The 26,485-nt window shown below is 60.8% G+C and carries 29 protein-coding genes; 11 read left to right on the forward strand and 18 right to left on the reverse strand.

Features of this window, described 5'->3' with window-relative positions:
* Positions 1-81: 81 nt before the first annotated feature.
* The 5 genes from NKK47_RS28635 to NKK47_RS28655 all read right to left on the reverse strand — a co-directional run bounded on the left by NKK47_RS28635 (position 82) and on the right by NKK47_RS28655 (position 5,512).
* Positions 82-930 (reverse strand): sugar phosphate isomerase/epimerase family protein, encoded by an 849-nt coding sequence (locus NKK47_RS28635; RefSeq protein ID WP_352579123.1) that lies wholly within the window; start codon positions 928-930, stop codon positions 82-84.
* A gap of 5 nt (positions 931-935) precedes the next feature.
* Positions 936-1,931 carry an ABC transporter permease gene (locus NKK47_RS28640; protein WP_352579124.1) on the reverse strand — a complete coding sequence of 332 codons (996 nt, stop codon included), beginning with the start codon at positions 1,929-1,931 and terminating at the stop codon, positions 936-938.
* A complete protein-coding gene (locus NKK47_RS28645) occupies positions 1,928-2,929 on the reverse strand; it encodes an ABC transporter permease (RefSeq protein ID WP_352579125.1) in 1,002 nt (333 codons plus the stop codon). The genes NKK47_RS28640 and NKK47_RS28645 overlap by 4 nt, the downstream gene beginning before the upstream one ends.
* Positions 2,922-4,436: a sugar ABC transporter ATP-binding protein gene (locus tag NKK47_RS28650; protein ID WP_352579126.1), complete on the reverse strand. Its 1,515-nt coding sequence runs from the start codon at positions 4,434-4,436 to the stop codon at positions 2,922-2,924. The genes NKK47_RS28645 and NKK47_RS28650 overlap by 8 nt, the downstream gene beginning before the upstream one ends.
* 86 nt (positions 4,437-4,522) lie before the next feature.
* Positions 4,523-5,512, reverse strand: coding sequence for an autoinducer 2 ABC transporter substrate-binding protein (locus tag NKK47_RS28655; RefSeq protein WP_352483383.1), 990 nt, complete (start codon positions 5,510-5,512; stop codon positions 4,523-4,525).
* A gap of 161 nt (positions 5,513-5,673) precedes the next feature.
* On the opposite strand from NKK47_RS28655, the gene NKK47_RS28660 reads away from it, so the two are divergent.
* The gene (locus NKK47_RS28660) at positions 5,674-6,732 is read left to right on the forward strand and encodes a LacI family DNA-binding transcriptional regulator (protein WP_352579127.1); all 1,059 of its coding nucleotides are present in this window, start codon (positions 5,674-5,676) and stop codon (positions 6,730-6,732) included.
* Positions 6,733-6,912: 180 nt separating this feature from the next.
* On the opposite strand, the gene NKK47_RS28665 is transcribed toward NKK47_RS28660, so the two are convergent.
* From NKK47_RS28665 to NKK47_RS28695, 7 genes are all read right to left on the reverse strand, one after another.
* Positions 6,913-7,116: a hypothetical protein gene (locus NKK47_RS28665; protein ID WP_352579128.1), complete on the reverse strand. Its 204-nt coding sequence runs from the start codon at positions 7,114-7,116 to the stop codon at positions 6,913-6,915.
* On the reverse strand, positions 7,113-8,954 hold the full coding sequence (locus tag NKK47_RS28670) for a HipA domain-containing protein (protein WP_352579129.1): 1,842 nt from the start codon (positions 8,952-8,954) through the stop codon (positions 7,113-7,115). Before NKK47_RS28670 ends, NKK47_RS28665 begins: the two co-directional genes overlap by 4 nt.
* Before the next feature lie 260 nt (positions 8,955-9,214).
* Positions 9,215-9,457, reverse strand: coding sequence for a hypothetical protein (locus NKK47_RS28675; protein ID WP_352579130.1), 243 nt, complete (start codon positions 9,455-9,457; stop codon positions 9,215-9,217).
* Positions 9,458-9,489: 32 nt separating this feature from the next.
* Positions 9,490-9,693: a hypothetical protein gene (locus tag NKK47_RS28680; RefSeq protein WP_352579131.1), complete on the reverse strand. Its 204-nt coding sequence runs from the start codon at positions 9,691-9,693 to the stop codon at positions 9,490-9,492.
* A 263-nt stretch (positions 9,694-9,956) separates the two neighbouring features.
* A complete protein-coding gene (locus NKK47_RS28685; RefSeq protein WP_352579132.1) occupies positions 9,957-10,841 on the reverse strand; it encodes an NAD(P)-dependent oxidoreductase in 885 nt (294 codons plus the stop codon).
* 186 nt (positions 10,842-11,027) lie between these two features.
* The gene (locus tag NKK47_RS28690; protein WP_352579133.1) at positions 11,028-11,624 is read right to left on the reverse strand and encodes an NADPH-dependent FMN reductase; all 597 of its coding nucleotides are present in this window, start codon (positions 11,622-11,624) and stop codon (positions 11,028-11,030) included.
* 8 nt (positions 11,625-11,632) lie between these two features.
* Positions 11,633-12,607, reverse strand: a complete 975-nt coding sequence (locus tag NKK47_RS28695; RefSeq protein WP_352579134.1) for an aldo/keto reductase — start codon at positions 12,605-12,607, stop codon at positions 11,633-11,635.
* Positions 12,608-12,782: 175 nt separating this feature from the next.
* Here NKK47_RS28695 and NKK47_RS28700 point away from each other — a divergent pair, with 175 nt between their 5' ends.
* The 4 genes from NKK47_RS28700 to NKK47_RS28715 all read left to right on the forward strand — a co-directional run bounded on the left by NKK47_RS28700 (position 12,783) and on the right by NKK47_RS28715 (position 17,072).
* A complete protein-coding gene (locus tag NKK47_RS28700) occupies positions 12,783-13,706 on the forward strand; it encodes a LysR family transcriptional regulator (protein ID WP_352579135.1) in 924 nt (307 codons plus the stop codon).
* 107 nt (positions 13,707-13,813) lie between these two features.
* Positions 13,814-14,740: an SDR family NAD(P)-dependent oxidoreductase gene (locus NKK47_RS28705; RefSeq protein ID WP_352579136.1), complete on the forward strand. Its 927-nt coding sequence runs from the start codon at positions 13,814-13,816 to the stop codon at positions 14,738-14,740.
* Between the two features lie 243 nt (positions 14,741-14,983).
* The gene (locus NKK47_RS28710) at positions 14,984-15,580 is read left to right on the forward strand and encodes an IclR family transcriptional regulator (RefSeq protein ID WP_352579137.1); all 597 of its coding nucleotides are present in this window, start codon (positions 14,984-14,986) and stop codon (positions 15,578-15,580) included.
* Between the two features lie 148 nt (positions 15,581-15,728).
* Positions 15,729-17,072: a hemolysin family protein gene (locus NKK47_RS28715; protein ID WP_352579138.1), complete on the forward strand. Its 1,344-nt coding sequence runs from the start codon at positions 15,729-15,731 to the stop codon at positions 17,070-17,072.
* Here NKK47_RS28715 and NKK47_RS28720 read toward each other — a convergent pair.
* Positions 17,053-17,574, reverse strand: a complete 522-nt coding sequence (locus tag NKK47_RS28720; RefSeq protein WP_352579139.1) for a DedA family protein — start codon at positions 17,572-17,574, stop codon at positions 17,053-17,055. The genes NKK47_RS28715 and NKK47_RS28720 overlap by 20 nt on opposite strands.
* Positions 17,575-17,804: 230 nt before the next feature.
* On the opposite strand from NKK47_RS28720, the gene NKK47_RS28725 reads away from it, so the two are divergent.
* Positions 17,805-18,428 carry a transglutaminase-like cysteine peptidase gene (locus tag NKK47_RS28725; protein ID WP_352579140.1) on the forward strand — a complete coding sequence of 208 codons (624 nt, stop codon included), beginning with the start codon at positions 17,805-17,807 and terminating at the stop codon, positions 18,426-18,428.
* 79 nt (positions 18,429-18,507) lie between these two features.
* Here NKK47_RS28725 and NKK47_RS28730 read toward each other — a convergent pair whose 3' ends face one another.
* Positions 18,508-18,813, reverse strand: a complete 306-nt coding sequence (locus NKK47_RS28730) for a hypothetical protein (RefSeq protein WP_352579167.1) — start codon at positions 18,811-18,813, stop codon at positions 18,508-18,510.
* On the opposite strand from NKK47_RS28730, the gene NKK47_RS28735 reads away from it, so the two are divergent.
* Positions 18,812-19,015 (forward strand): hypothetical protein, encoded by a 204-nt coding sequence (locus NKK47_RS28735; protein WP_352579168.1) that lies wholly within the window; start codon positions 18,812-18,814, stop codon positions 19,013-19,015. The genes NKK47_RS28730 and NKK47_RS28735 overlap by 2 nt on opposite strands.
* 92 nt (positions 19,016-19,107) lie before the next feature.
* Here the strand turns inward: NKK47_RS28735 and NKK47_RS35265 are convergent, their stop codons facing one another.
* Together NKK47_RS35265 and NKK47_RS28750 are read right to left on the reverse strand one after the other, a co-directional pair.
* Positions 19,108-19,680: a multicopper oxidase domain-containing protein gene (locus NKK47_RS35265; RefSeq protein ID WP_502905065.1), complete on the reverse strand. Its 573-nt coding sequence runs from the start codon at positions 19,678-19,680 to the stop codon at positions 19,108-19,110.
* Between the two features lie 21 nt (positions 19,681-19,701).
* The gene (locus NKK47_RS28750; RefSeq protein WP_352579141.1) at positions 19,702-20,460 is read right to left on the reverse strand and encodes a multicopper oxidase family protein; all 759 of its coding nucleotides are present in this window, start codon (positions 20,458-20,460) and stop codon (positions 19,702-19,704) included.
* Positions 20,461-20,998: 538 nt separating this feature from the next.
* Between NKK47_RS28750 and NKK47_RS28755 the strand changes: the two genes are divergently transcribed.
* Positions 20,999-21,601, forward strand: coding sequence for an inorganic diphosphatase (locus tag NKK47_RS28755; RefSeq protein ID WP_352579142.1), 603 nt, complete (start codon positions 20,999-21,001; stop codon positions 21,599-21,601).
* 66 nt (positions 21,602-21,667) lie between these two features.
* Here NKK47_RS28755 and NKK47_RS28760 read toward each other — a convergent pair whose 3' ends face one another.
* Both NKK47_RS28760 and NKK47_RS28765 read right to left on the reverse strand, forming a co-directional pair.
* Positions 21,668-22,042, reverse strand: a complete 375-nt coding sequence (locus NKK47_RS28760) for a hypothetical protein (protein WP_352579143.1) — start codon at positions 22,040-22,042, stop codon at positions 21,668-21,670.
* 283 nt (positions 22,043-22,325) lie between these two features.
* Positions 22,326-22,892: a hypothetical protein gene (locus tag NKK47_RS28765; RefSeq protein ID WP_352452000.1), complete on the reverse strand. Its 567-nt coding sequence runs from the start codon at positions 22,890-22,892 to the stop codon at positions 22,326-22,328.
* A 226-nt stretch (positions 22,893-23,118) separates the two neighbouring features.
* Between NKK47_RS28765 and tatB the strand changes: the two genes are divergently transcribed.
* From tatB to NKK47_RS28780, 3 genes are all read left to right on the forward strand, one after another.
* Entirely contained in the window at positions 23,119-23,487 is a 369-nt protein-coding gene (gene tatB, locus NKK47_RS28770) for a Sec-independent protein translocase protein TatB (RefSeq protein ID WP_352579144.1), read from the forward strand.
* Positions 23,462-24,394 carry a CDP-diacylglycerol diphosphatase gene (locus NKK47_RS28775; RefSeq protein WP_352579145.1) on the forward strand — a complete coding sequence of 311 codons (933 nt, stop codon included), beginning with the start codon at positions 23,462-23,464 and terminating at the stop codon, positions 24,392-24,394. The genes tatB and NKK47_RS28775 overlap by 26 nt, the downstream gene beginning before the upstream one ends.
* Before the next feature lie 306 nt (positions 24,395-24,700).
* Positions 24,701-26,245, forward strand: coding sequence for an alkaline phosphatase (locus NKK47_RS28780; protein WP_352579163.1), 1,545 nt, complete (start codon positions 24,701-24,703; stop codon positions 26,243-26,245).
* The last annotated feature ends 240 nt before the right edge of the window (positions 26,246-26,485 follow it).

The raw sequence follows: 26,485 nt of genomic DNA on the forward strand, positions 1-26,485 counted from the left end.
CGAGGTTCGCGGAAAAGCGCCCAACAGCGGCCACATCGCCGCTTCAGGCCGCCAAAACCTCATCGCCGTGCATCAAGGCGGCTAGATCAGACCGTATTGGCGAGCCTTGTTGCGCAAAAACGGCAAGCCATTACCCATCACTTCGGCCTCGTCCTTCGCGACTGGCCGCCAGACTGAGAGGCCGTAGGAGACTTCCGGCGGCATGTTGATGAAGCTTTCCATCGCAAGTCCACCCTTGAAGCCGATCGCCGCGAGCGTCGCGTAGATCTCGTCCCAGGGGCAATTGCCCGTACCAGGTGTGCCGCGATCGCTCTCAGACAAGTGGATATACTTCAGGTGGTCGCGAGCGGCCAGAATACCATTGGCGGCCCCCTTCTCCTCGATGTTCATGTGATAGGTGTCGAGATGGACAAAGATGTTGTCGGCGCCGACTTTCTCGAGCATCCAGACGGCCTGCGCGCCGGTATTTATCAGGTGGTTCTCGTAGCGGTTCACCGCCTCGATTCCGAGCTCTATGCCGCGCGTCTTGGCGTGCTTGGCGGCGACGGTCAGCACATGCGCGATGTTGTCGTATTCCTTTTCGGTGGGTGGCACGCCGGTGCGTTCACCGATACCACCGAAAATCACACCGGAAAGCGCCAGAGCGCCCATCTCTGCAGTCTTGTCGATGGCCACTTTGAGATGTTCGATGGCGGCATCCGGCCGCACCGAGGCCCAGGCCCGCTCCGGCAAGCCAAGCGAGCAAACAGCTGGAAGATTGTGCTTTTCGAGCAAGGCGCGCGTATGCGCGGCATCGACCGCCGGCGCGTTCAGAAGCGCGATCTCGATAAAGTCCATGCCGTATTTGACGGAAGCGGCGATCGCCTTCTCTGCGCCCGCCCGGTCCCAGTTCATCGTCCACATCGAGGTGTGGACCCCAAAACCATGCATCTAACTCACCCTTTGTTTGTGTTTAGGAACTTTAGGCGCCCGGCAGCCCAGCGCAGGATCATCACCGTGATCATCAAAATGCCCCAGACCGCCGTCGCCAGATGCTGGTTGGCGCCCATCAGATTGAGTCCCGAGGACAGAAGCTGGAGCACCACGAGCGCGACGAAGACAGGGATCACGCCACCGAAGCCGCCGAACGGATTGACCCCGCCAAGAAAGCAGGCAAGCACAGTGATCAGCAGATAGGACTCGCCGTGGCCGACACGCACCGAATTGAAGCGCGCCAGCATGATGATACCGGCGACCGCGCACATCGCACCGGACAGTGTGTAGACCAGAACCTGCACCTTGCGCGTATTGATGCCGGAGTAGCGCGTGGCCTCGATGTTGGAGCCGATCATATAGGTGTTGAAGCCTAGCTTCATGCGCGTCAGCAGGAGGTGCCAGATCAGCACACAGGCGATGAAAATGAGCAACGGAACCGGGATACCAAGAATCGAACCGTAGCCGATCGGCGCCAGGAAGCTGGGAAAGCCGGACACGTCGCCGCCATGCGTCAGGAACTCACCGAGACCGCGCAGGAAAATCATCATCGACAGCGAGACCAGGATCGGGTGAGCCTTGGTGTTGGCGATGACGAGCCCCATGATCAGTCCACTAAGTGCTCCGACCGCAAGGGCAAGGATCGCGCCAAGGACAAAGGCACCGATGCCCGCGTCGACGCCGCCCTGGCTTTGAAGGATCCAAGCGAGCGTCAGCCCGGCGATGTTGGCCGTGAAGGTGATGGCCAGGTTCAGGCCGCCGGTCAGGATCGGCAGCAGCATGGCGAGTGTGAGCAGGCCGAGCTCCGGCAGCTGGTAGGCGACGGAGCCAAAAGTGGCCCGGGAAAGGAAGTTCGGTGCGGCAATGCCGAACACGATCATGACTACCACGAAGGCAGCAAGCGGACCTGCCAGTTCGGGGCCAAGCAAGTTGCGGACGCGTTCAATCACAGCCGTCATGAAGGCACCCGCCGGCTTTTCAGGAACGGCAGCAGGCGTTCGATGCTGGTGTTCGACAGGGTGATGGCGGTCAGGATGATGGTGCCGACGATCATCTTGAACGCGAAAGGCGACACGCCCATCAAATTAAGTCCGTTCTGGGTGATCGAGACCAACAGAACGCCAAGAATGCAGCCGAGCACGCTGCCCTTGCCGCCGCCAAGCCGCGCACCGCCAAGCACTACGGCTGCCAGGACGTCGAGTTCGCGCCCATATAGGGCGTTAGGCACCACTTCCTGCGCGTAGTGCGCTTGGACGAGACCGGCGATGCCTGCCATCAGGCCAAGCCAGCCGAAGGCGATAAACTGCATGGCACCGATATTGATGCCGAAGCGGCGCGCGCCTTCCGGATTGTCGCCAAAAGCGTAGAGTTGGCGACCAGTGGTCGTGCGCGTGATCAACGCCCACGTCGCGAATACGCATATGGCCATAATGAGCACGGGTAGGGTTATCTCCGCCCAGGTGCCGTCAGCCATCTCGCGCTCGAACAGCACCACGCGGTTGGTGAGCCAGTCCGGCAGATTGTAGATCGAAACGCCGCCTGTGAAGAACATCAGCAAGCCGAAGAAAATGTTGAAGGTCGAAATCGTGGCGACGATCGAGATGATCCTGAACCTATGGATCAGGAAAGCATTGATGCAGCCCAACGCGGCGCCCAATGCGCCAGCAATGGTAAGGCCGACAATCCAATTCCCGCCGCCGATCCAGCCAAGGACGATTGCCGTCAGATATTGCACCACGGAGGCGGCAACCGCGAAGGAGATGTCAATGCCGCCGGCAATCAGCACGACGAGCAGACCGACGGCGAAGATGATGTTTACCGAACTTGTGTTCAGGAGGTCAAACGCATTGCCGAGAGTGAAGAACCGGTCTGTCGCAAACGACAGAAAGGCGCAGATGACCGCGATCACGGCGAGCAAAGCCAGCTCTGTTGCATGAGAGCGGACAAACCTACGCATAGACCGCCTCTTCGATCGCCTGGAGGGACGTGGCGCCGGGAACATATTCGCCGACAACGCGCCCCTGAGCTATGTGCAGCACACGGTCCGCGTTGAAATAGACTTCCGGCACCTCGTCCGAGATCAAGATAATCGACAGGCCGCTGTCGGCCAGCTTGGAAACGATATCGAATATGCCGGCACGCGCGCCAACATCAACACCGACCGTCGGTCCGTCGAGGATCAGCAGTTTCGGTTGGGTCGCCAGCCATTTTGCAATGGCGACACGTTGCTGATTTCCCCCCGACAGGGTCGAAACCGCGTCTTCCTGCATTCCGATCCTAACGCCGAGATCCCTTATCCAGCTACTGACCAGGGACCATTTGCGATCGCTCGAAATGAAACCGCCCGAAAGAACCTTGTCCAGCGAGGCAATGACTATGTTGTCGGCAATTGATTGGGGCTGAATGAGGCCGAGCGACAGCCGGTCTTCCGAAAGATAGGCGACGCCGGCGGCGATCGCGTCACGGTTGGAACCGAAGCGAACGGGCCTGCCATCCAGCACAACAGAGCCGGACCTCGGCTTGCGCATGCCGAACAAGGTCAACGCCAGCTCGGTGCGCCCTGCCCCAAGCAGCCCGGTGACGCCGAGCGTCTCGCCGCGCCGGACCGTCAATGACACGTCTTCGAATTCACCGGGCCGCGACAGCCCTTTAACCTCAAGCATGACCGGGCTCGTGCTCAAATCGCGATGCAGGACGGAATAGTCGAAGGTCTTACCGGTCATCAGCTCTGTGATGCGCGATTGGGTCAGACCTTTGGTCGGATAGACGCCAACCAAGGCGCCGTCGCGCAGCACCGTCACACGGCTGGAGATTTCGAGAACCTCCGCCAAGCGATGACTGACGAACACAACGGCAACGCCCGACGCCGACAGATTACGCACAATGCCCAGCAGATAGTCGGTTTCAGATTGCGTGAGCGAGGCCGTCGGCTCATCCATGAAGACAAGCTTCGCCTCGCCGACGAGCGCGCGCGCGATTGCTACGATCTGCCGCTGTGCGATGGGAAAATGGTGGAGCGCGAGATCGACATCGAGGGTAACACCAAGACGTTGCAAAGCGTTGGTCGCGAGACGGCGCATTTCGGCATAGTTCACCAGCCGCGGCCACCGGCCGATGACAGTCTGAAACGCGATGTTCTCCGCGACGGTCATCTCGGGGAACAGAGCGAGGTCCTGCCAGATGACCTGAATTCCGCCGGCCTGCGCCGTTACCGGTGACATATGGGCGTAGCTCTGGCCGTCATAGTCGATCCCGGCGCCAGCCTCGGGCTTGTACACGCCAGTGATGACCTTGATCAGCGTGCTCTTGCCCGAACCGTTCTCGCCGGCGAGGCAATGCACCTCGCCCGGCAGAACCTCAAAGCTGACATTCTTCAGGGCCTTCACGCCGCCAAACGTCATGTTGACATTGCGCAGCGATAGCAGCGGCCGTGACGCGGAGCCATCGGGTGCCTGATCAGCCATCGAGTTGAACCTGGATCTAATCGCGTTGACACATCCTCAGTCGGGCCGGCTCGAGGCCAGCCCGGCTGCCACAGCCTTTGGAGGCTTTACAGGCCCATCGCCGCGAGCCCGTCGACAGTGTCCTTGTTGATCGGGACCAGCTGATCGACGATGATGTTATGGTTTTCGAAGTCGGGCTTGACTGTCCCTAGCCCTTCGATCGTATCGCCATCTTTGACTTCTTTGCCCTTCATGAGCTGGTCGGCTAGCGTAACGAAGACCTCACCCGCCTGCTTCGGATTCCACATGAAGCCGCCGGAGATCGCGTCGCTCTTGATGAGCTTCTGGCCCTGCCCCGGCGAGAATGGGCCGAGCACGAATATCTGGCCCACCTTCCGGCGCTCTTCGATTGCACGGCCAGCGCCAATCGGGCCTTGGCTGCCGAAGGCAAGGAAGCCTTTCAAGCCGGGATTGGCGGAAATCAGATCAAGTGCAGTGCTGCGGCTCTTGTCCACATCCTCGGCGACGCCGTAACGATCGCCGACAAGCTTCATGTCCGGATGGTTCTTCTTCAGATACGCGATTGCCGCATCGGCCCAGGCATTGTGCAGCGGCACCGTCAGCGAACCAACGAAGACTGCATATTCACCTTTGCCGCCCATCTTGTCCGCCAAGAGCTTGGCATGAGCCTCGCCGAAGCCGGTCGCGGACGCGAGTTCGAAATCCCAGTCGGCGCCCTTCTGGCCGGGCGATTCATGCGTGATGACGATGATGCCGGCGTCCTTCGCCTTCTGCAGGACAGGTTCAAGCACCTTCGCGTCATTCGGCACGACACCTATGACCTTGACTCCCTGAGCGATCAGATCCTCGATGGCGCGAACTTGCAGTGCCGGATCGGCACTGGTCGGGCCAACCATGAATGCGTCGACGCCGAGCTTCTGGCCGCGCTCCTTGATGCCCGCCTCCATTGCGTTGAACCAGGGAATGCCGCCGATCTTGACGACGACGCCGACTTTGCCGGCCTGTTGAGCCATGGCAGCGATTGATCCGCCAAGCATAAGGGTCGCGGCGAGCGCCGCGATCATGAACTTTTTCATCTGTACTCCTCCCATAACGTTCCCAACGGGAACACACCTCCGCCACCGATTTGTGCTTGCACAATCGATGGTGCATTAACTATTGTGCATCAAGACGCGCTCGTCAAGCGAGATATTGCTCCAGCGGGATATTGCTCTAAACAGAAGCTCCGGAGGGCCAGATGCATCAGCAGGTCAAGAAGAAGGCGACGATCTATGACCTGTCCGTGCTATCGGGCAGTTCGCCGTCGACCGTGAGCGCGGTGCTGAACGGCACTTGGCGCAAGCGCCGCATCAAGGAAAGTACGGCGGAAACAATTCTCAGCCTCGCCGAACGCCACCAGTACACCACCAATCTGCAGGCGCGAGGCTTGCGACGATCGCGATCGGGCCTGGTCGGCCTGATGCTGCCCATCCACGACAATCGCTACTTCTCCTCCATGGCGCAGACATTTGAGGGACATGTGCGCAGCCGGGGTCAATGCCCGGTCGTGGTCAGTGCCAGCCGCGACCCGGAAGAGGAACGCCGGACCGCGGAGACGCTGATTTCCTACTCAATCGACCAGCTCTTCATCGTCGGCGCCACCGATCCGGACGGCGTGCACGAGGTCTGCGAGGCGGCGGGACTGAGGCATGTCAACATCGACCTACCGGGAGCAAAGGCGCATTCGGTGATCAGCGACAACTATGAGGGCGCGCGGATGCTGACGGAGTCAATCATCCGCCAGTTCGGCAATGATGACCCCCTGCGGCCGGACGAGCTGTTTCTGTTTGGCGGCCGCAACGACCACGCAAGCCGCGCACGCATCGCCGCTTTCCATGCGACCAAAAAGGCACTGTTGGGCGCCGACCCTGATGACGGAGTACAGTCCTCCGGCTATTCGCCCGACATAACATTGCGTGCTTTCGAGGCATTTTGCCAACGCCATGGCAAGCTGCCGCGCGCATTGTTCATCAATTCGTCGATCAATATGGAGGGTCTGCTGCGTTTCATGGCGGGCCGGCCGGCGGAGATGTTTAGCGAGCTTGTCGTCGGTTGCTACGACTATGACCCATTCGCCTCTTTCCTGCCCTTCCCCGTAATCATGGTGCGGCAGAATTTTGAGGCGATGATTGCGAAGGCGTTCGAACTGATCAATGAACCGCCGACGGCCCCGCAGATTTTCCTGATTGCGCCGGAGTTGATCCAACCCAGGTCCGCTTTGAAAGGGCCGCTCGACACGCTGAAGGATATAGCGTGAGCGCCCCGAGAACGGGTCTTTGCACAGCTCTCTTCATCCAGGTATCGACGCCTGACACGTGTAGCGTCTTTATGGAAGTCAGCGGCGGTTCGTACCTCAGAGGCGTGCGCCGCTTTGCGTGCACGGCTTGGGATAGTTGTGTGCGTCAAGTTCTGCAAAAAGGGACGGCCATGGTGGTGGTCATGCGGCTTGGCGCAGAGCGCCGTCTCTTTCATGGACACTTCGAGACCGATATAATGTTTCATGGCCGTCCTCCGTTCGATGCCTGGGCCCGGTGTTGATCGCGAGCCCGTTCACCTCGCAAACGTCCTGGCGGCGCGACACAAATTCGAACCAATCCAGATCGGTGACGCCGACATAGATCTTGATCGCGCTGCCGGTCATGGAAACGCCTTGATACGATCGCTCACGATCGCCTTCACTCGCTCCGCGACCTTTTGAGCAGCGTCGGCCCGTCCGGTAAAGGACGGCAGAGCGAGCGTGGGCGCTGCTTCGCGCAGGGCGGCGGCAATCGAACCTATCGCTTCTTCCGCTCGCGCGACCGGCAGTTCGATCGTGCGCGCGAGAGTTAGGAAGTCCTGCCGTGTAAGCCGGTCGTCCTTACCGTTGAGCTTCAGCGCCGTACGATCGCCACCAAGCCCCGGAAAGACGCGGGTCGTCACGGCGTCGTAAAGGGGTGCGAACCGGACAGTCTCGAACCGCTTAGAGCCAAGCTCTGCAATCTTGAGGAGCGCCAGGTTCTTGAGATGCATGTCCCCGTCGGCGATCAGCCACGCGAAAAACGCCCGGCGGAACAAGGTCTCGATATCGGCGGCAGGGTCGGTCGAAAGCGGCCGCAAACCCCGCGCCATGCGTTCGATCGTGCCGTCGTATTTGGCTGAGGCCGGCAGATCGAGAACCGAACAGAAGTCCTCGAGCGCTAGGAAGCGTCGATCATCGGGCCCGCGTCGCACGTCGAATCGCTCGACGACCAATGCAGGTGACATCCCATCCGGCATGTCGATGAGCGCGGCGGCCGGAACCTCGAAGCCCGCTGCGCGACCAAGTTCAAGACAAAGCCATTCGACGACCGGCAGCATTTCGAAGCCCGCGGTTCCGGCCGGCTTAAGGATGTGAGTGAATGGCAGATCGATCGCGGGCAGCAGGGCGCCGTCCGATGCCAAATTCATCGGCGCCTTGATCTGGACACCCGATAATCTCGGCGTTTCCGCGCGCGCAAACAGCTGAGCCAAGTTGTGCTCGAACGTCTCCTCGATCTCGCCTCGCGACGGGCCGACGTATCGACCAGTGAAGCGCCCATCGTCGGTGAACGCGGCAAGTTTGGTGTCGAGTTCGTCTCGCGGCAGGACGTTAAGCTCGGCTTGGCTCTCGACGACCGCGATATTTGACATGTAGCGCTTGCCGCGTCGCAGCGCTTCGCGTTCATCCCGCTGATGGAGCACTTGCGCGAGCCATCCTTCTGGGAGGAGCGACTCGATGAAAGCCGGCAGCTTGCCTGGTGCAGTCTGTCGAACGAGTGGCGGACCGCTGCGCCTCACAGGCTTCCAGCGCCACTCGAATCCATCGTGGATTAGACGGCCGAGGGGATCCCCATGCCATGCCACAAGGAGATCCAGTGCTGCCTTGTTAACGGAGCCCTTGGGCGCCGCCGGGCGCGCAATCAGATAACGCTCAGCGCCCTCCCCTTCGCGGTACCATCCGTTCTCGCGAGCCAACGCCCAGACCGCGTCAGCGGCCACCTGTGGCGAGCCATGTTCCTCTATGAGTCTTGCCGCCATCTCGGCGCGCATCGGTTCGGTGATGGCGCTGGCATGCTCGCTCCGCAAACGGAACGCTTCCAGGAAGCGTTGGCGCGGCGAGGAAACGTCAACTCGCAACTCGCCGAGATCGTCCCCTACCACCGCAGAGGCAGTCGAAGGATGGGGGGGCGCCTCATTCTGGATTATTTCGAGCATCCGTAGCCGGGTTCGTTGGTTGCGCCGACCGCTAACGAACAGGCGGCCGTCAGGTGTGGGAGCAAGAAGTTGGGCAGAGGCCGACGATAGATAGGCAGTAGGATAGAGGTAGCGCGCGATGCGCACGGCGTGGCCTAAAACTGCTTGCTCAACGTCGTCGCCTGATCGTGCATAAACACCGCGGACGAGCGGGACGAGTTCCCCTACCGCCGCTAGCGCATGCGCACGTCTCTTGTCTATTGTCTCTCCAACCAGCAGTATGGGCACGGACTTTCTCGCATTTCAGATGCGCGAAAGTCCGCTAATAGGCGTCGAGAGTCAAGGACTTTCTCGAATCTGAAATGCGCGAAAGTCATGTCTGGCTACCGGCGTCGCCAGTCTGCTCGGCCGCATTCTCGATCTACTTTTTGCCGAATGCACTGCTATCACGGTCGAGCAATGGAACCCCGTCGAATGAGGGCTCGCGCCCAGCGGAAGCGATCAGTCCAGCATGGGTCATGCCCTGCCCTGCGCACTTTTCCGCAGGATCAACGTTCGTTGTTGTCATCCTCATAGCCTTCATAGTTGTCCTGCGGCGCATAATATTCCGCTGCGTCATAGACTTGAGTCTTCTTGTAGCGCTCGCCCAGGCCAACCGCAGCGAGGCGCGAAAAGCTGTTGATCTTCAAGCCGCAGGCGATGCACTCGAAGCGATTGGGCAGATATTCCTGCGTCTCGGTGATCTCGCCGTCCTCGAGTTTCTGTGTCGGCGCAGTGACGGGCTCACCCACGACCAACGCTTGGGAAGCGCACGATGGACAGTTCACCCGATGGCCGCCTGGCGGATTGCCCAAACGGCCGCCGACTGGCTGAGCGTGGTGCGCTCCTCGTTGCTCTTGGCGGCCCAGGCGTTCTTGTGAGCGTCGACATCTCCCAGGACCGCCTTAGCGCCGTCATCGGCAGCGGCGGCGATGAGTTTGGCGGCGACTTTCGCCTCGGCATCCCCGGCAAAGTCAGGCAGTGACATGCCCATAAAATCAAGGAGAACCTCGCATATGCGCTGAGCCCGCCGATGAGCGCACACGGCATCATGGAGTTCTTAAGCAGCCGTCGAAGGCGCACAGCATCCTGAGATCGACGCACGCTGGCCACGAGCACGTCGATGGAAAGAGGACGACCGGCAGCCGGTCACTCGCATCCAATGAAATCAATCGGAAGGCTGCCTTCAAGGCGCTTCGCATGAACCGGCACTGGTCCAGTCTGCCAATGCTGGCGCGGGATCGCAGTTGCTCAGTTTACTGCCTCCCCAGCATCTCTCGCTGCAAGCGAACCGAGCGCCGACCAGTCGAGCTTTTCGCCGCCATGGGCGAGCAGGGTGAGGAAGCGGTCACGCAGGAGGTTTGCCACCGGCAGCGGCACGCGCAGGTCCTCGGCTGCTGCCAGCGTCAGCCGGATATCTTTCTGACCCAACGGCGCGGCGAAGCCGGCAGGCTCGAATTTGCCCTCCACGATCAGCGCACCATAGGTCTTGTAGATGGGGGCCGTGAACAAGGTCGACGTCAGAATATCGAGATACTGTTCCTTGTCGACACCGCCCTTGCTGACCAGCGCGATGGCTTCGCCCAGCGATTCGATCACCGAGGCGATCAGGAAGTTGCCGCTAAGCTTTACCAGGTTGGCGGCTTTCGGCGTCTCGGAGACGACGAAGGTCTTCTGGCCCACGGCGTCGAAAATCGGCTGCACGGCGGCGATGGCATCCGGCGCTCCGGCCGCGACGACGAACAGTTTGCCGGCAGCCGCCACCTCGGGCCGGCCGAACACCGGCGCTGCGACGAGGCGCTGGCCAGCCGCGGCATGATCGGCCGCGAGGCGCTCCGACAGAGCGACGCTGATCGTGCTGAAGGAGATGTGCGTCGCTCCTGTGCGAAGGGTCGCGAGCAAACCGCCATCGCCATAGACCACGCTTTCGACCGCGTGATCATCTGCCAGCATGGTGACGACAGCCTCGCCGCGGCAGGCCTCTGAAAGTTTGGCCGCCGAACGCGCACCCTTGCGGACCAGGACCTCGTCCTTGCCAGGCGTCCGGTTGTAGACGGTCATGGCATGCCCTGCCTCAAGAATGTTCGTGGCCATTGCGGCACCCATGTGCCCCAGTCCGATGAAGCCGACGTCCATGATGTTCTCCTTTCGATGCGGTCGCGAGACGCGCGTTTCTCACTTGTGCCGATCCGCCCGATCCAGACGCTCGGGTTGGCTGGGGATCTCTTGGGCCTGAACTCTTGCGGTATACGGTTCCTGTTGGAACGTGCTCCATCCTCGCGCGGTTGCCATCGTGAGTGCACTTTGGAAACTATCCCAACCTCAGCTCAATGACGGGTGCGGATGTTCGGCCTGACGAACAGCTGGGCAAAGGGCGATCAGGCGATCGATCGCCGCCAAGGCGAAGCGTAGGCTGGGCTCATCGACCAATCGTCCATCCCAAATCTTATCGGCAACGTTGCCAATGACGACCTGCGGACCGAGAACGGGACGTGACTGAATGGCGAGCAGCGTCTCGTTGGCCTGTGCCTGAGCACGAACGCCGCCGGTAAAGGCCGGCGACACGGAGATGACGAGCACCGCTTTGCCGGTCAATGCCGACCGACCGAGCGGCCTCGACGCCCAGTCAAGCGCGTTCTTGAGGACGCCTGGGATGCCGTGATTGTACTCCGGCGTCGCGATCACGACCCCGTCGCTTTCCGCGACAGCTTGCCTGAACGCCTGCACCGTCTGCGGTGTCGATGCTCCATCTTCGTCCTGGTCGTAAAGAGGCAGCCGCAGGTCGCCGATCTGGAGATCAACCGCCGAACTGAGCGCCGGCTGGAGGCCTCGCAGGACGGCAAGGGAGTAAGAGGCTCGGCGCAGGCTCCCCGGCAAGCCGAGGAGCCGCGCCTGACTACGTGCCTCGATGATCGTCATCGGTGCGATCACTTTCCGGGCTGCAACGGGCCCGAACCGGCGCCGGTCGCTTCGATGGCGGCAGCGATCTCAGCCAAATCCCGCCCGGTCAATTCGAGGCTTGCGGCGTCGAGCCAGCCGTCCACCTGAGCCGGGCTGCGGGCGCCGACGATCGCACCCGTCACCCCCGGCCAGGCCAGCGTCCAGGCGATCGCAACCGCGGCAACGCTGGCGCTGTGACGCTCCGCGATCGGTTTTAAGGCATCGGCGAACTCCAGGTTGCGGGTGAGCTTTTCGCCGGAGAATTCGGCGTTGCGGGATCGCCAGTCGTCTTTCGGCAGGGCTTGGGCGCGCTCGACGGAGAAGCCGCCGGTGAGGAGGCCGGATTGCATGGGGCTATAGACAATGACGCCGGTCTCATGAGCGTGGCACCAGGGCAACTCCGCCTGGGCGACATCGCGACGAATCGCGGAGAACGGCGGCTGCAACGTGTCGACATGGCCGAGGCTCTGGGCCGTTTCCAACTGCGCGGCACCGTGGTTGGAAAGGCCGACGGCACGCACCTTGCCCTCCTTCTTCAGGTCGAGGAGCGTTTGCCAGTACACTTCGAGCGGCGTGCCATCCTCGGCCGGCCAGTGCATTTGGTAGAGATCGATGCGCTCAACGCCGAGGCGCTTCAACGAGGCTTCCACCTCGCGGCGGATGCTTGCGGGCGCGCCGACTTTGCTGGGGAGCGCTTGGCGATCGTTTTCGTCCCAGATGAGGCCGCACTTGGTGAAAACGTAAGGCCGCTCATTGGCCGGGATCTCAGCGAGCGCTTGACGCACGACCTCTTCCGAGTGGCCGAGGCCGTAAATAGCCGCCGTGTCGATCCAATTGATACCGCGTTCCACCGCATGCCGTATTGCAGTGATCGAGTCGCCATCGTCCTGTGCACCCCAACCAACGGCCCAATCGGCTCCGCCGATCGCCCAGGCGCCGAACCCGACATGGGTGATCTCCATGTCGGTGCGACCCAAGCGGCGGGTCGGGAGTGCCTTGGCGAGGGATGTCGATTGTTGAAGCGTATCCATGATGCATTCTCCTATGTGCACCGCAACATGAGAAATCTCCGTCCATCTTTCCAATGGATAATTGAGATGCTATTGATCGGTTTAATGCCTTAATAGGATGGCAATCATGGAACTGCGCCAGTTGCAGCATTTCGTGGCGGTCGCCGAGGAGAACCATTTCACCCGGGCCGCCCAGAGGGTGAATATTGTCCAATCGGCTCTGTCGGTTTCCATCCGGGCTCTCGAGGAGGAGCTCGGCGCTCAGCTCTTCATTCGCAGTACGCGACAGGTACGGCTTACGACCACCGGCCGTGTCTTCCTCGACAAGGCGCGAGCGGCACTTGAAGCGGTGCGCGAGGCTCGCGACACCGTGGCGGCGATAAAAGGACTGGATCAAGGCACGCTCACTATCGGCACCGTGCAGAGTCTCCCGGCTTTTCTGGATCTGCCGTCGCTGCTCGCGCGGTTCCATGCGCAGCACCCAGGTATCGAGGTCCGGCTCTGCCAGGGAAGCTCGACCCATCTTCTGGAGAAGATCAGAAGCGGGCGAATTGACCTTGCGTTTTTGCCTCTATGCGAGCCGCCAGTCGGCATCGCGACAACCATGATTGCTTGTGAATCTCTCGTCGTGATCTGCGCACTCGATCACGACCTGGCGGGCGGTGACGAGGTGTCGCTCTCCGCGTTGAAAGGCGACCCATTCGTTGATTTCGAGCCGGATTGGGGGACGCGGAAACTCGTCGACCGCGCCTTTCTGGAGGTCGGCATAGAGCGTCGTACCGTCTTCGAGGTTAGCGACCTTGAAACGCTCCTGGAATTGGTTGCGCGCGGCCTCGGGATCGCCCTTGTTCCGGAGGCCATCGCCGAAGCACGGCGCTCCACGCTCAGCATCAACCCGATCGCTCAAACAGAGCTCTGCTGGGAACTCGTGGTAGCCTATGCAGCCGGCGACGGCACGAGTGATTCCCCGCCAGATCACGCCCCGAAGGCCTTTCTGAAACTCTTGGCGGATGCGAGGAGATCCGACAGCAGTTTACAATACCAGCCATGACTTCAAAAGAGGGCCGGATCCGGCGCGCCGCAATCGCCGCCACTTGAAGAATTTGCTCCCGGCAATCGATGGCTAATCCTCGACCCGGCTGTGGCGCTGACGCTGATTTGAAGGGCGAGATATACACCATTATCGTCCGTCGTTTCTCAGCGAAATGGGACCAGAGATGCCGCAGTTCGCGCGCATCTGCGCCAGTTTTGAGCAGGAGTTGGTCCATGCGATTCAAAGGTAAAGACGTTCTCGTGACCGGCGGGAATTCGGGGATAGGACGCGGAATCGTCCAGTATTTCCTGAAAGAGGGAGCCCGGGTCGCTTTCGCCGGCCGCGACCGCGAGAAGGGCCGCGCCGTTGAAGCGGAAGCAAAGGCGATCGAAGGCGAAGCCCGCTTTTTCCCGTGCGATCTGTCGGAAGAACATCAAGTCGAGGACCTGATCGGCCAGATCGGCCAATGGGGGCGACTGAGTATCGTCGTCAACAACGCAGGCGCCGGTTCGCGCCGAAGCGGGGTTGAGCCCGGCGATCGCCCCCGAGCGAGATGGGACAAGATGCGCGGCGCCAACCTGGACTCCACCTATTTTGTATCCTCCTACGGCTTGCCGCTGCTGCGGGATTCCGGTGGAGGTGCGATTGTGAACATATCGTCCACGGCCACATTGCACGGCAATTGGGGCCTGTACTGCGTCGCCAAGGCGGCCGTCGAAGCGCTGACGCGATCGCTGGCCATCGAGGGGGCTCCGCATCGGATCAGGGCGAACTGCGTCAGCCCTGGCTGGATCGCCACCGAAATCGATGCAGGGGCGCCAGCGTCGGGTACCGGCGACTGGACGGTGCCGCCAAGCGTGTTCGACCGGATGGGCACACCGGCCGAAATCGCCGCCGCTGTCGCGTTCCTGGCGAGCGATGAAGCTTCGTTCATCACCGGCCAAACCCTGGTTGCCGATGGGGGGCTCTCGATTCTGGACTACACCTCGCTATCGCTTCTCGAGCAACGCGGTTCGGTGCTGTTCTCGGGCATGGTCGGCGACACTCCGTAAGGGGTCGAAAACAAAGACGCGCCCGGCATCAAGTTGCGTGACCGCGAGGCAGGTTACTCTCATTCTGACCACTACGAAGCTTGGATGGCATCATTGAATTGAACGTCCGCTTAGGGGTCCACAACGGCAAGTTCGCGCGAGCCGGAGAATGGCGGGTGGTGTGTAGGGTTTCGGATGCCGGCCCAAGCGAAAGTCTCTCCTCCTGCACGGAGCCGGCGTCGGAAAGCCTCCAGGGAAGATGCTATGGGACCGGCGGCGAGACTGATCCTGGCGAGTTGGCTTGTCGCCGGGATCGTGCCTGGCGTCGAGCGCCAGCCAGCCGCTGAAGAAGCTCGCGATCGACGAGAACGCATTGCTGATGCTGCTGCATCGATGGCGTGCGGAAGCGGAAACGGCGGGTCACAGCGCGATCCCGAAACGGCCGGCGTGTCGGCGCCAGTGTTCGGACCAGGGCGCACTTTGCTTGGCGCGCTGACACTTGCCGGTCCGCGGTCACGCGTCGATCAGGCGTTCCTTCGGGGCATGAAACGGCCGCTGCTGGAAGCGGCCGTCCGCGCCACCCGCGCCTTCGGCGAGGATGCTTCGGCCCTCGAGCAAGCGAGTCGGCAGGCCAAGCGCACGCGCAAGAATGGCCTAATCGATGGGGTGGAACCGTCGACGCCGACGTTGCCAAGTGCGGCAGGTACGCAATGCGTGGGATTTCGATGGCCCGCCGATGAAGGTTCGCGCGTGAATCGCCGCTCTCTTGATAACGATCAGCGTGCCACCAGCCCGCTCAACGACCAAGCGTCACAAGTTTCGGATTCTTCGGCATGCCAAAGTAATGGGCGACGCCGGTAAAACGTATCGCGATTTCGCGATTTCGGCACCGGCAAGCAAACTTCCATCGCCTGGCCGTCGTCGGCACTATCTGTGTCAATACGGAGGAGTTGTGTTATAGGCGGACTCCCATCAACAACCGTGGCGGATTGCCGCCCAAAAGGAGACCATGCCTAGTTCCGATGGCAGTATTTACGATCTGATCGGGATACTCGCCGTACTTGTTCTCGTTGCCGCGAACGGTTTTTTTGTCGCAGCGGAATTCTCTCTCGTCGCAGTCCGCCGTAGCCGGGTGATGGAACTGGTCAATGCCGGCAGGACCAATGCCAGTGCCTTGAAGCGGGCGGTCGACAATCTCGACGCCAACCTTGCTGCCACGCAGCTCGGGATCACCATATCGTCGCTTGCGCTCGGATGGATCGGCGAGCCTGCGCTCGCCCATTTGATCGAGCCATTGCTGAGCGCGCTGCCGGGATCGCTCGCCATGGCCGGCTCTCATGCGATCGCGGTTGCGATCTCCTTCATCATTATCACCGCCCTGCACATCGTGCTCGGCGAACTCGCCCCCAAGAGCCTTGCCCTTCAGCGCAGCGAGGGCACGGCACTCTGGGTCGTGCGCCCGCTCGGCCTATTCCTATTTCTGCTGCGGCCAGCGATCATCTCGCTTAACGGACTCGGCAACCTGGTACTGCGCCTCTGTGGGTTGCGACCCGGCACGGGAGAGGAATCCCTTCACTCGCCGGACGAACTCAAGCTGCTCATCGCGGCAAGCCAGGAGGCGGGGCTGCTCCACCAGGCGCAACAGGAGGTCGTCGAGCGCGTCTTCAGTATCGGCGACCGGCGCATCGCTGATATCATGACGCCGCGCCGCGACGTCGATTGGATTGACGCTGATGACAGTCCCGACGAGATTCTGCGCACCATTCGCGAATGTCGCCATGAGCAGCTTCTGGTCGGCCGGGATGGCATCGACGAACCGCTTGGCATGATTCTGAAGAAGGACCTTCTCGATCAGGTGCTTGACGGGCAAACGCTCGATCCGATGGCTGCCATCCGCCAGCCTCTGATCGTTCACGAGGGAACAGCAATCTTTCGTGTGCTCGATCAATTCAAGAAGGCGCCTGTACGTCTGGCGATCGTCATCGACGAATATGGCAGCCTGGAAGGGATCGTCACGCAAACCGATCTGCTCGAGGCCATCGCCGGCGATCTGCCGGACGCGGAGGGCGAGGAACCGTACATCGTCGAGCGTGGGGATGGTTCGCTGCTGATCGACGGCATGATGCCGGCTCATGATGCTTTCGCTCGCCTTGGCTTCCGATCAGGACAGCCGGATGGCGGTTTTCACACGATCGCCGGGTTCGCCCTCTCCCGGCTTGGGCATCTCCCGGAAGCCAGGGAGCATTTCGACTATGAGGGCTGGCGGTTCGAGATCGTCAATATGGATGGAAAGCGGATCGACAAGCTGCTCGCCCGCCGGCTGTCCATCACATCTACTGCTGCAGCCATTTGAGGCCGAACGCGCCAGGAACCAGAATGCCGGTGGCCCAGACGAAGGCTGAGGTGGTGTTGGCAATCTGAAACGCCAGGGCGGGCATCTTACAGATGCCCGCCGCCAATGGCACGGATGCGCGCAAAGGACCGAAGAAGCGCCCAAAGAACACGCCGGCCACCCCCCATCGCTCGAAGAACAGGTGACCGCGCGGAATGAGGTTTGGATAACGTGACAAGGGCCAATAGTGCGAAACCCCGTTTCCCAACCGCGTGCCGATCCAGAAGGACAGCCAGTCCCCCAATGCCGCCCCAATGGCGGCGGCAAGCCACAGAGGCCAGAATGCGATACCGCTTTCGCCGATGAGAAAACCGACACCGATCAGGATCACGGTTGCAGGCAACAACAGAGAGATGAACGCCAGCGATTCCCCAAAGGCCAGCACGAGCACCAGCGGAAAACCCCATGCTTCATGCGTCCGGATAAACGCGATCGTCGCTCGCGTGATCTCATCGAGGCTCATTCATCACTTTCCAATTCGCACCAAGCGTGACCGGCGGCTGACATCTCACCATATCGGTCCCTCTGGCAAAGACCTGCCACGTCGGAACGGATGTCTTGCAGACGTGTAGCGGCCGAGCAACGCACACGGCGCAAGTAACCATTCACAAGGATGTTCCTCTCGCTCTGATTGACAGTACCCACGGGATCGACCTTAACTCATTCTTAACAAAAGTTGGTTGGGCGGGTCGGATGAGTTCCTCACGAGTGCGGTTGTGCGTACGGTTGGGCGGCGGTGCGGTCGTTGCAATCGTTGCGATAACGTCCACGTGGTCGGCGGCGACGGCTTCACAGTCGATGCTGATCGGTGGCTTTATCTCGCAGCCGATCGGTCACTACAATTTCTGCAAATCCCATCGGGCCGAATGTGAGATCCGCTCACGCGACAATGGTCCGGAGCACATGACCGGAAAACTCTGGCGGCAGATTACGAGCGTCAACCTGACGGTCAACGACAAAGTCAAGCCGAGGAGCGATCTCGACCAGTATGGCCAGGACGAATTCTGGGCCTATCCAGACAGCGGTTTCGGCGATTGCGAGGACTATGCGCTGGAAAAGCGCCGGCTGCTGATAAACAGCGGCATTCCTGTGTCGGATCTATTGATGACGGTTGTTCGCAAGCCCGACGGCGAGGGTCATGCAGTGCTGACTGTTCGAACCGACAAGGGCGACTTCATCCTCGATAACCTCATCAACACGGTGCGCCGCTGGGACCAGACCGGCTACCGCTTCCTGAAGAGGCAAGCCGGCACCGACACGGGGCGCTGGGTCTCCATCCTTGATGGCGACAACCCACTGGTCAGCGCGATCAAGTGACGGTCGTGTAACAGTTCACCCAAAGTTGACGCCTTGCCGAAAGAGATCTCTCCGGCTGGTGCGCAGCCTGCTCTTCGTCTTAGGTCGGAGTGTTCGTCGTTGTTAAGGCTTTGTGTCCGCCTTCGCCTGATTGCTGCTCGCCCCCTTCGACGGGCACACTCAATGGCGCTGTCGCCTCCGGGCAGCCGCTCTGAATTTTTTTCCATGACGAAATGTTGAGAACCATGTCGCACTGCGCGAGTTCCGGTCCCGACGGCAATTGCAGACAGGCGAATTCACCGTGATGGAACGTGCGGCCGTTGGCGATGCACTGACATTCTGCCCGCGCGGGCGTTGCAACAAGCGCCGCGAAAACCAGGATGCAAGAGGCATGGAACGTCCTCATGCGAAATCATAGCACGATCCGGAGCGGGCGCCAGATCGCCCAGCACGAGGTACAGCGCCGTGATGATGACGAACGCAATCGCGACGGCGGTGGCATGGGAACCGGCGTTGGCGAGCGAGCCCGGGAGGCCACTCAGCAGAGGCTCGATCAGATGCACAGATCAGCACCCGTCGCCGGCCGCTCCGGCGCCCGCGAGCAGTAGCGCCATCAGTGCGGCGAGAACTCGGACGCTCCGCCGCGCCCAATTTCGACCCTTTCACGCGCTCGGCAACGCAACCCTGGATGAGGACCGCGTCATTCCACACGCAAATAACCGCTCAGGCCGCTCTTCTGATGTTCAATGACGTGGCAATGGAATACCCAATTACCCGGATTGTCAGCGACCAACGCCACTTCCATCACTTCTTGCGATTTAAGAAGGGCCGTATCCGTTACAAGCGACGCAATTTTGCGCTTGTCGGAGTAGCAGACGGAAGGACATACCGTGCAAATGGATCGGATGATCGTTCGGCGTTTCGTTGCGAAGGCGCAGAACATAGCTTTGCCTCGTTTTAGAGCCGCGAGCGGATCAACTGGCCCCGGCGCGTCCCCTCGCCAGGCGACGCGGTTGATCGACCAGAAGGTGTAGCCGAGCGTGCCGCAAATACCCGGCGCCGGCGCATCACCATTGGGCGACCAGCCAAAGACGAAGTCCATTGTCTCGGCATCGGCAAGATCCGGCTCCGGTACGCGATTCGGCCGCAGCGGCTTGAGTTCGCCAAGCGCCCGCCCGGCGCTGGCGCCTATAGGCAGGAATCGGACGAGAACGCGAGGTCCCTTGGCTGTTCTGAGTTTCAGGCTGACGATCTCGTCTTCGCCATCAGGCACGCGGAGGGCGATATCGGCGCGCTAGCCGGGCGCGACGACAATGCCCCGAGGCGCAACAGGCTGCCGCAGCGGGTTGGCATCAAGAGCGATCACTTTGGCCGTTCCGCCATCGAGGTCATAAGTGCCGATACGGGTGACATCGGTGACTGCCAAACGCAGGCGCACAAGGCTGCCCGCCGGCAGATCGTAAATCGGGGTGACTTCCCAATTTACCGTCGAGACCGTACCCAGCGTGCCGCCGCGCGCAGCGTTGCGTGCCTTGAACAATTCGATGAACTGGCCGTCTTCGCCGAGACGGAAGTCGCGGATATTGAGCGGCAAATCCTGGTCGAAACCGGCATCTTCGTCATCTTCGACAACAAGCACGCCGGTCAGACCGCGGGCCATCTGATCGAGCGTGTTGCAATGCGGATGATACCAATAGGTGCCGGCATCCGGCGGTGTCAGAGTGTAACGGAAGCTTTCGCCCGCCGCGATAGGACGCTGGGTGAGATAAGGCACGCCGTCCATGGCATTGGCGATGCGCAATCCATGCCAGTGCACACTCGTCGCTTCATCGAGATCATTGACCACGTCTATGGAAAACGGCCTATCTCGCAATAAACGCAGAGTGGGCGGCGGCCCGCCCGCACCGAAACTCATCATCCCTTTGGTGACGGTGCCGGGCAAAATCGACCGACTGATCGCTGAAACCGGCAAGGTCAGATCGGCTGCTACGGCCCTGCCGGCAATCAGCCCGCCTGCAGCGCCGACAGCTACTGCTGCCGTGCCGCCCAGCAAGAATCCCCTGCGCGACATTCCCGACATGAAGCAGCCCTTTCAGTGGAGTATAGCGGACGTGGTGTTGTTGTCTCTTCCTTCACGAATTTCGAACCCTGGCAATGATTCAAGGTGAAGGTGGCGTAGTCTCCGAAGGACTTCAACTGAAGTTGGAGTTTCACTTGCTTTTTGAGGATTGCCACACAACGTCGCACTGAACCGCGAGGCGTCTACGTGGCAGCTCTCGCCGAACGGCTTGTTGTGGGTGTAGCGTGCCCGATTGGCAGGAGTTACGACGCAAGCTATCCCCTTACCGGAAATGGGCTCGCCTGAAATAGCACATTTGAAGCGGCCACGGTCTCTTAAACGCCCCATAAACGCAAACGCCCATAGACGCTCATCACTCGTCAGCGCTCTATTTCGGCCCATTTCTGCTCGCCGCAGGATCGGTGCAAATACGGTCATCCAATTTCAATAACGGAACCCTGTAATGCTGCCGTCACATACGGTGGCTAGGCGGATGCAGGGCGCCCTGCCCGTCCAACCTCTGGAGACAACCATGCGCGCTTTGCCGACTGTCATGACGGTTGCGGCCCTGCTGGGCACGCAGCCCGCTTTCGCCGAATTCGTCACAGCTTTCGATTTTCCGCAGCCGAAAGACACCAGCGAGTTTTACACGGTTATCGAGATTCCGGCGGGAAGCTTCACTAAATACGAGATTGACTCAGAAACTGGCCATATCATCGTCGATCGATACCAGTCCATGCCGGTCGTCTATCCGGCCAACTACGGTTCCGTTACCAGTTCGTTGGGCGGCGACGGCGACCCGTTGGATGCGCTCGTCTTCACCCGGGAACCCGTCGTGCCCGGTGCTCTGATCAAAGTCCGCGCCATCGGCGTGCTCAACATGGTCGACGGCGGCGAAACGGATGACAAGATCATCGCTGTGCCGGCCACGGACATCGATCCGCAATATGACGGGATCAAGACCATCGATGATCTTCCGGCCATCGAACGACAGCGCATCGAGGCATTCTTTCGAGTTTACAAGCAGCTACCTGAAGGCCGCAAGGTCGTTGAGCTGAACGGCTTTGGTGGCGCCAACGTCGCCATCGACATGGTTGGCAAAGCCATTGAGAGCTACCGGAACAAGAAGGACTGACAGGATAGCAGAATCTTAACAGGAAGCTCATCCATAGGACTGGTCCCTAGCGGTGTTGGAACACCGCTAGGGTATGCATTGGCCTTGCGTCGCACTGTTGGCTGCGCGCAAGCTGCGCTTCGCTTTAGCTCCGGGCGTTTGCTGTTGATAAAGCCAAATCGTTGGCTTTATCTCCGCCTTCGCCTGGTTTCTGCTCGTCCCCGTTGACAGGCAAGCCAAACGGCGCAGTCGCCTCCGGGCATCCATCCTGAATTTTTTCCATGACGAAATGTTGAGAACCATGTCGCACTGCGCGAGTTCAGGACCTGACGGCAATTGCAGACAAGCGATTTCGCCGTGATGGAAAATGTGGCCGTTGGCGAGGCACTGGCATTCGGCCGGCGCGGGCGTTGCAGCGAGCGCCGCGAAAACCAGAATGTAAGAGGCCGTGATCGTCCTCATGCGCAAGATCATAACACGATCCGGAACTGTCGCTAGTGTGAACGCTCCACAAGTAACTCGGCGGAGAACTCGTACCGCGGGCGCTCGCGATCCCTCAATCGTCGTTCGCGTCGGTTTTTGCCCTCATTGTCGTATTTTGTGGCCCGAATCAAAGGCACGGCCAAGCGACCAAAATGACCAGCAAATCCATCGGCATGCCGCGCCCAACGACACCTGCCAAACTGCCGGCATGCATGACGAGCAGCGTTGTTCGAACCAACGGCCGCGATGATGCGCGGCACGTTCAGGTTGAGGGAATGCGCGGGTCCTGAACGAGATAGAGCCGCGCAGTCGGCGTGAAATCAGTCACCAGGAATGAGAACGAAACCGTGCTCAGCGGATCGACCTCGCCTTTCCGGAACAGAAGATGGTCATAAGGTTCGAATTCACGACTGAATTCGGCGAAACTATCGGACCGAATTGCATCCGTTTCGCGGCGCGCCTGGTCGAACGAAAGCCCGTCGCTGGAATCGCTTGGCTGGTTGAGAATCTCCTGCAACTCGAACTCGAATTCGACCCAGGCGTGACCGCTGTTGTTGAGGGCAACGATCCTTAGGGAAATGAAACCGGTGGCATAGTTGCCGGAGGCACCGAATGGCTGAACCGGCCGGATGGCGCGTATGGTGAGGGTTACCGGGCTTGCCGACTCGAGTTCCTCGGTAATCACGACAGGATCGGCCCTTGTTCCGGCTCCCGAAGCGGCAATGATCCGGAATCCGCCGAGTTCGTCGGAAAAGGAGTAGGCGCCTGCTTCAAATATTCTGGGCCTTGTGCCATCGGCTCCAGCGAGGAGTCCGCTTGCTGCGAGCACGGTTGCGAATATCCCTACCAGACGTGCGCCTGATATTCGGGTTGACGGGTGGTGCCACATGGCTCGAAGTATGAACGACATTCCCGCGGCCGCATACTGGAATGGCTCAGGCGAGAGGGTATGATGGTTGGATTTGGCGCCGTAGGTCGAGGCATTCAACCGGATCGGCCACCGCAAACCGCGGAGAGGTTGTCGCTGCCGGCGATATGCGCGAGAGGACGTACCGATGTTCGGACTTGGCATGACCCACCTGTTGGTTATCTTCGTGGTGGCGCTGGTTGTTTTCGGCCCCGAGGAGCTTCCAAAAGTCATGCGATCGGCGGGGGCAATGATGAAGACATTCAATCGGATTGCGGGCGATTTTCGAAAACAGTTTGACGACGCTATACATCAAGCCGAGAAGGAACTCGACCTGCAGGAAACCCGCTCGATGCTTCAGAATGCGATGGAGGACGTGCCGCGAAGCGCTGACAAGGCCATAGTAGGGAAGGACAGCAATCTCAATCCGGCCGCTGAGCGGGGCGCAGAATCTGAACTGACGTCGGTCACGGCCAAGGACGCGAGGTTTAATGCCGAAACGTCATCAAACCAGTGATCGGGCAGAAGAGCAGTCGCCCATCGGAACCATCGCGAGGCTCCCAGCCGTTCCACCTTCACCGTCTCGGTTTCGCCCGACCACAGGCCGAGGCTCAAGACCTCATGACGGGCATCCCCTCACTGTGAAATCCCTTCACAGGTTACCGTTGTTCCCCCACTGCCGTGCTGCAGCCGTGGTCTTTTTGACAATCGCGTTGCTGACTGCGGCGGCCACCGACGTCGGCTCCGCTTCAGCGCATCGCAACGCGCTCTGGCAGGTTGTGCAGACCTGCGCTCTTGCCGCAGCGCATCTTGGCAGCGCTTTCCCCTGCGAGGAAGTGATCCTGCCCAGGCAGGGCGTGCCTGGATCAGCTCTCATTAAATCACCCCGCTACCGGACCGAGTTTCTGTTGACGCCACTCACGGCTGTTGCCGGCGTTGAAAGCCCGTCTGTCCGTTGGCAGGGCAGTTCCCAACTCTGGAATCGGGCATGGAAAGCACGAAGCAAGGTCTCGGCGAGCCTCGGACGTCACCTTCCACGAACGGCCATCGCCATGGCTGTGAATTCCAGGACTGAGCGATCCCAGGATCAGTTCCACATCCATATCGATTGCGTTGCGGTGTCGGTGGAAAAGAAACTTGTCCTGAAGGGGCCGAAGGTGGAAGGTCCGTGGCAGCTTCTCCCTTTGGCTCTGATGGGGAAACGCTATTGGATCAAGGCAGTCGATAAGCCGGATTTGGAAACGACCAACGTAGTCGGCATCATCGCTTCCGGCCTGCCGCAGGCCCGGCGCGCCATGCATCACGTAAATGTCGTCGTCGTTGGCGCCGAACTCGCCGGCGCAAGACCGGGATTTTACATCCTGACCAACTGGGAAAGCTCGCCGGCCGAGCGCCTTTTGGATCATCACTGCACCTCGCGTTGAGCACCGGAGGCAACTGGCGAGACCAATGGCCGCACCCGGACACTCGACGGAAGTCTCAAAGCAGTCTTCGCGGAATGGTATCCGGGCATGGCAAACGACAATCCAAGACCCGATCAGCGCAGCAAAGCTGCGTGACCGCCCCACAGTTCCTCATGCTCTCCTATCTGCAGGCCCGCACCGGCTAACGTCGGCTCTTCGACGATCCGATGAAGCGACAGCCCGAGACGAGCTGCGCACCATGCGCCTCGAAACGAGCGAGATGCCGTTGCGGGGGCAGCGACGGTCTACCCGCTTGATCGGGCCACGATCCTGGCGCAGTCGCCTTTCGACGTGAAGGTCGAGTTCGACAAGGTCGTTAGCGCCGACCAAGTCACGGTGACGATCAACGGCCAGCCGGCGGAAACCGTGTTGGGCAAGAAATTCGAATTCATCGAGAAGGAAGAAGGTTTCGACGCTTCGGCGGTGTTGATCCGCGCAGCCAGCATTTCGCAGCCTGGTACCTACAAGCTGGAGGCGAAGGCCGGCGACGAAATGAAGTCGGTGAGCTGGCAGGTTTTCGGCACCCCGGCAACGCCCAAGGCCAAGAACGTCATCTTCTTCCTCGGCGACGGGCTTTCGGTCGCGCATCGCACCGGCGCCCGCATCATGTCGAAGGGCATGACGGAAGGCAAAGCCAACGGGCGCCTCAACATTGACGACCTCGATCACATGGCCTTCATCGGCACGTCCGCGACCAATGCGATCTCAACCGATAGCGCCAACACGATGTCGGCTTACATGACGGGCCACAAGACGGCTGTCAACGCGCTCGGCGTCTATGCGGATCGCACCAAGGCTAGCCTTGACGACCCCAGGGTCGAGACGATCGCAGAGGCGCTGCGGCGCACCGGCAACAAGTCGATCGGCGTTGTCTCGACCGCCGAGGTGGAAGACGCCACCCCTGCAGCGGTCCTCGCCCATACCCGCCTGCGCGCCGACAAGGCTGACATTGTCGGCATGTTCTTCGACGTCAAGCCCGAAATCGTCCTTGGCGGCGGCTCCGCCTACTTCCTGCCGCAGAGCACGCCGGGCTCAAAGCGCAAGGACGACAAGGACTACATCGCGATGTTCAGGGATGCCGGTTACACATTGGCGACCGACAAGACCGAACTCGTGGCCGCCAAGGGAACCAACACCGGCAAGATCCTCGGCCTTTTCCACACCGGCAACATGGACACGACACTCGACCGTGAATTCCTCAAGAAGGGCAGCGTCGAGAAGTTCCCGAACCAGCCCGGCCTTGTCGAGATGACGCAGACCGCACTCGATCAGCTTTCCAAGGACGAGGACGGCTTCTTCCTCATGGTCGAAGCGGCGTCCGTCGACAAGATGTCGCATCCGATGGACTGGGAGCGGTCGCTGTTCGAGACCATCGAGTTCGACAAAGCCGTCGGCATCGGGATGGAGTTCGCCAAGACGCATCCGGACACGCTGATCGTCGCCACGGGCGATCACACGCACGGCGTGTCGATCTGGATGACATCGCCGGGCTTCTCGAAGCAAACGTCCTTCGGCTTGCGGATGGCGTGTGGCCTGGTCTTTGGGGGCGATTTGCGGCCGGCCTTGCGGATGAGTTCGGGCACCGGCGTCACCCGGCCACGCTCGACCAGCTTCTTCAGGATGCGGCCGACAGTGGCGTTGGAGACGGCAAAGCCGGCCTTACGCAACACAGGACCGAGCTTGTCCTTGCCCCAGAAAGGAAAGTCCAGCCTGAGCCGCTCGACCTCGGGGCGAAGGGTCGGGCTCCAGCCGTTGGCGCGAACCCGGTGCGGACGCCGGCTCTTCGGCTCGGGTGCGCTTTCCCAGCGATAGAGGGTCGAACGCGGCACTCCGACGGCCCGCGCTGCCTGCCCGGCATCCAGTCCGTCCCGCATCGCGCGCCGCCATCGCGCCACCGCGTCGCGTCTTCTCTCTGCTTCGATAGTTGGGGTCTTCGCGCCGAGAAGCCGCGACGCCCGGCCGGCGTTGCGTATAATATGACCGGGCAGGCCAAAAACCTGCATGGGGTTCTCCTATGATTCGAGCTTCGCAACCCGAGTTACGGAGAACCCC

Origin of the sequence: Mesorhizobium sp. M0019 (genome assembly GCF_040323975.1) — a bacterium.
Taxonomy (GTDB): domain Bacteria; phylum Pseudomonadota; class Alphaproteobacteria; order Rhizobiales; family Rhizobiaceae; genus Mesorhizobium.